At 69.9% G+C, this 4,562-nt stretch carries 3 protein-coding genes; all 3 read left to right on the plus strand.

The features are described from left to right. A partial coding sequence (locus ACFWI9_RS31890) for an aldehyde dehydrogenase family protein (protein ID WP_387168066.1) occupies positions 1 to 1,350 on the plus strand: 1,350 nt, incomplete at its 5' end. After that, on the plus strand, positions 1,347 to 2,927 hold the full coding sequence (locus tag ACFWI9_RS31895; protein ID WP_387168069.1) for an APC family permease: 1,581 nt from the start codon (positions 1,347 to 1,349) through the stop codon (positions 2,925 to 2,927). The genes ACFWI9_RS31890 and ACFWI9_RS31895, both read left to right, overlap by 4 nt. 46 nt (positions 2,928 to 2,973) lie before the next feature. Continuing rightward, entirely contained in the window at positions 2,974 to 4,533 is a 1,560-nt protein-coding gene (locus tag ACFWI9_RS31900) for a GMC family oxidoreductase (RefSeq protein ID WP_387168072.1), read from the plus strand. Positions 4,534 to 4,562: the final 29 nt, after the last annotated feature.

Here is a 4,562-nt window from a genome sequence, read left to right on the forward strand (position 1 = left end):
GGGGGGGGGGGGGCCGCCCCCCCCCGGGCGGCGTTCCCCCGCGGCCCGTGGCCCGGCACCCCGGCGGTCGAACGCGGGGCACTGCTACTGCGGGTCGCCGCTCTGCTGGAACGCGACAAGGACGCGCTCGCCCGCGCCGAGTCCCTTGACACCGGCAAGCGGCTGGTCGAAAGCGCGTACGACATGGAGGACATCGCACGGTGCTTCCGCTACTTCGGCAGCATGGTGGCCTCTGGCGGGCATGACCGCGTCGTGGACACCGGGGACCCGGGAGTGGACAGCAGAGTGGTCCACGAGCCGGTCGGTGTCTGCACACTGATCACCCCCTGGAACTACCCGCTGCTCCAGACCGCCTGGAAGGTGGCTCCCGCGCTGGGCGCCGGGAACACCTTCGTCCTCAAGCCGAGCGAGCTGACGCCGCACACGGCCGTCATGCTGATGCGGCTGCTCACCGAGGCCGGGCTGCCCGCCGGGGCGGCCAATCTGGTGCTCGGCGCGGGAGCCACCGCGGGCGCGCCGCTCACCGAGGATCCGCGCGTCGACATGGTGTCGTTCACCGGCGGCCTGGCCACAGGCCGCCGCATCATGGCGGCGGCTGCTCCGACGGTGAAGAAGGTGGCACTGGAACTCGGCGGCAAGAACCCCAACATCGTGTTCGCCGACGCCTCCTTCGACGCCGCCGTCGACTACGCGCTCACAGCGGTGTTCCTGCACTCGGGCCAGGTCTGCTCGGCAGGAGCCCGGCTGCTCGTCCAGGACGAGTTGCATGACGCGTTCGTCACCGAGCTGGTCAGACAGGCCGAGGCCATCCCGCTCGGCGGGCCGTTCGACGAGAACGCCAGGTCCGGACCGCTGATCTCCGCCGCGCACCGCGAGAAGGTGGAGGCCTATGTGGCGGCTGGGCTGGCCGAGGGGGCGGTGCTGCGCTGCGGCGGTGCGCGCCCCGACGCCCCCGCGCTCCAGAGCGGCTTCTACTACTCGCCGACCGTGCTTGACGAGTGCACTCCCGGGATGTCCGTGGTCACCGACGAGTCGTTCGGACCGGTGCTGACCGTAGAGCGGTTCCGTGACGAGGACGAGGCCGTCGCCCTGGCCAATGACACCGTCTACGGGCTCGCCGGGGCGGTGTGGACCTCGGACACCGCCCGCGGGCACCGGGTCGCCGCGCGGGTGCGTGCCGGAACCGTGTGGATCAACGACTTCCATCCGTACGTGCCCCAGGCGGAGTGGGGCGGGATGAAGCAGTCCGGCTTCGGCCGCGAACTCGGCCCGACCGGGCTGGCCGAGTACCAGGAAGCCAAACACATCTGGCGCAACCTGTCGCCCAGCCCGCAGAGGTGGTTCGCATGACGGCGGATACCGGCCCCGCGCCCCAGTCACCCGGCCCGGACCGGGGCCAAGGCCAGGGCCCCGGCGGCCGGAACGACGACGAGGCCGTCGCCGAACTCGGCTACAAGCCGGAACTCAAACGCACCCTCGGCAACTTCCACACCTTCGCCGCCGGGATCAGCTACATCTCCATCCTCACCGGCACCTTCCAGCTGTTCTACTTCGGTGTCGCCTTCGGCGGCCCCGCCTACTGGTGGTCCTGGCCCATGGTCTTCGTGGGGCAGCTGATGGTCGCCCTCTGCTTCTGCGAGCTGGCCGCCCGCTACCCGGTCGCCGGTTCCGTCTACAACTGGGCGAAGAAGATGGGCGGCCCGCACATCGGCTGGCTCGGCGGCTGGATGATGCTGACCGCCACCATGGTGACGCTGGCCGCGGTGGCACTGGCCTACCAGATCACGCTGCCCCGGATCGACCCCGTCTTCCAGTTCGTCGGTGACGGCGGCGGCGCGACCGCCGCCGCCAACGCGGTCCTGCTGGGCTCGGTGCTCATCCTGTTCTCCACACTCGTCAACGCCTTCGGCGTCAAACTGATGGCGCGGATCAACTCCGCCGGTGTCTTCATCGAGCTGATCGCGGCCGTTGCCCTGATCATCTGCCTGGCCGTGAACATCACCCGCGGCCCCGGCGAGGTGCTCACCGAGACCTACGGACTGGGCGCGGACTACACCTTGGGCTACCTCGGCGCGTTCCTGACCGCGTCGCTCGCCTCCGCCTATGTGATGTACGGATTCGACACCGCCTCGTCACTCGGGGAGGAGTCGCACAACCCGGCGCGCAACTGCCCCCGCGCCATCCTGCGCGCCCTGATCGCGTCCTTCGCACTCGGCGGGTTGATCCTGCTGTTCGCCCTGATGGCCGTGCCGGACCTGTTCGCCAAGCAGCTCTCCACCGAGGGACTGCAGTACGTGGTGCTCGCGACCCTCGGCCCGACCGTCGGCGAGGTGTTCCTGTGGTGCGTGGTGATCGCGATCACCGTCTGCGTGCTCGCCGTGCAGGCCGCGGGCATCCGGCTGATGTTCGCCATGGCGCGCGACAACAACCTGCCCGCGGGCTCGAAGCTGGCCCGAGTCAGCCCCCGCTTCAGGACACCGGTCGTGCCCGCCGTCGTCATGGGAGTGGTCGGTGTGGTGGTCCTGGTCATCAACATCAACCAGCCGCAGATCTTCTCGGTGATCACCAGCATCGCGATCATCATGATCTACGTCGCCTATCTGCTGGTCACCACGCCCATGCTGATCCAGCGGCTGCGCGGGCAGTGGCAGCCGGCCGAGGGCCGCTTCTCGCTCGGCAGGTTCGGTCTTCCGGTCAACATCCTCGCGGTGCTGTGGGGCGCCGCGATGTCCCTCAACCTCGCCTGGCCGCGCGCCGAGGTCTACAACGCGACCGGGCCGCAGCACTGGTATCTGCGCTGGGGTGCGTTCCTGTTCATCGGCATCGTCGCCGTCGGCGGGTTCGCCTACTACTGGTTCGTGCAGCGGCACCGTACGGGTGTGCTCGCCGAGCACGCGGCGCAGCCTGTGGAGCCCACCGCCCCCTGACGACCAGCCGACCCTCAACCAGCCGACCCTCGATCCGGGAGCTCCGATGACCTCAGACAGACCCCTGGCGGAGTTCGACCATGTCGTGGTCGGCGGCGGCACGGCCGGGGCTGTGATCGCCGCGCGGCTGACCGAGGACCCGGACGTCACGGTGTGCCTGGTGGAGGCCGGACCGTCCGACGTGGGCGAGGACAGCATCCTCAGGCTGGATCGCTGGATGGCCCTGCTGGAGTCAGGCTTCGACTGGGACTATCCGGTCGAGCCCCAGGAGAACGGGAACAGCTTTCTGCGGCACGCCCGCGCCAGGGTGCTCGGCGGCTGCTCGTCGCACAACTCCTGTATCGCGTTCTGGGCGCCCGCCGAGGACCTCGACGAGTGGGGGGCGATGGGCTGTACCGGCTGGAGCGCCGCGGACTGCTTCCCGCTCTACCGGCGCCTGGAGACCAATGACGGGCCGGGAGAGCACGGCCGCTCGGGGCCGGTCCTGCTGCGCCAGGTGCCGCCGCTCGATCCGTGCGGGCGGGCCCTGCTGGAGGCGTGCGCGGCGGCCGGTATCCCGCGTACTCCGTTCAACACCGGCACGACCGTGGTGCGCGGGGCCGACTGGTTCCAGATCAACTGCTTCCCGGACGGCACCAGGGCCTCCGCGTCGGTGTCGTATCTGCATCCGGTGCTCGGCAAACGCCCAAATCTGGAGGTGCGCACCGGCCGTCAGGCCCGCAGGCTGCTCTTCGGCGAGGACGGGCGCTGCACCGGGGTCGAGTACCTGGAACCGGACGCGCTCCACACCGGGGCGGTGTCCGCACGGCGCGAGGTGATCGTGTGCTGCGGTGCGATCGACTCGCCGAAGCTGCTGATGCTCTCCGGCATCGGGCCGGCTCACCACCTACGGGAAGTGGGGGTCGACGTACGGGTGGATTCACCGGGCGTGGGCTCGAACCTCCAGGACCACCCCGAGGGGGTGATCATGTGGGAGGCGAAGCAGCCCATGGTCACGAGCTCCACGCAGTGGTGGGAGATCGGGATCTTCGCCGACACCGAACCGGGTCTGGACCGGCCGGATCTGATGTTCCACTACGGGTCGGTGCCCTTCGACATGAACACCTACCGGCGCGGCTATCCCACGTCGGACAACGCCTTCTGCCTGACGCCCAATGTCACCCGGGCCCGCTCGCTGGGCACGGTGCGGCTGCGCAGCCGCGACTTCCGCGACAAACCGATGGTGGACCCCCGCTACTTCACCGAGGAGCACGACATCCGGGTGATGACCTACGGGCTGCGGCTGGCGCGCGAGATCGTGGCTCAGTCCCCGATGGCCGACTGGGCGGGTGCCGAGCTGGCGCCGGGGCCGGGAGCCCGGAGCGACGAGGAGTTGTTCGCGTACATCCGCGAGACGCACAACTCCGTGTACCACCCGGCGTGCACGGTACGGATGGGTGCCGACGACGACCCCGGAGCGCCGCTCGACGCCCGGCTCCGGGTCAAGGGGGTCAGGGGGCTGCGGGTGGCCGATGCCTCGGTGATGCCGTTCCTTCCCGCGGTCAATCCCTGCATCACCACGATGATGATCGGCGAGAAGTGCGCCGACCTGGTCCGGGAGGGCTGAGGTCCGCCGTCCGGCGTGGTCCGGGGAGC

It is taken from the genome of Streptomyces sp. NPDC127084 (assembly GCF_042724175.1).
GTDB lineage: Bacteria > Actinomycetota > Actinomycetes > Streptomycetales > Streptomycetaceae > Streptomyces.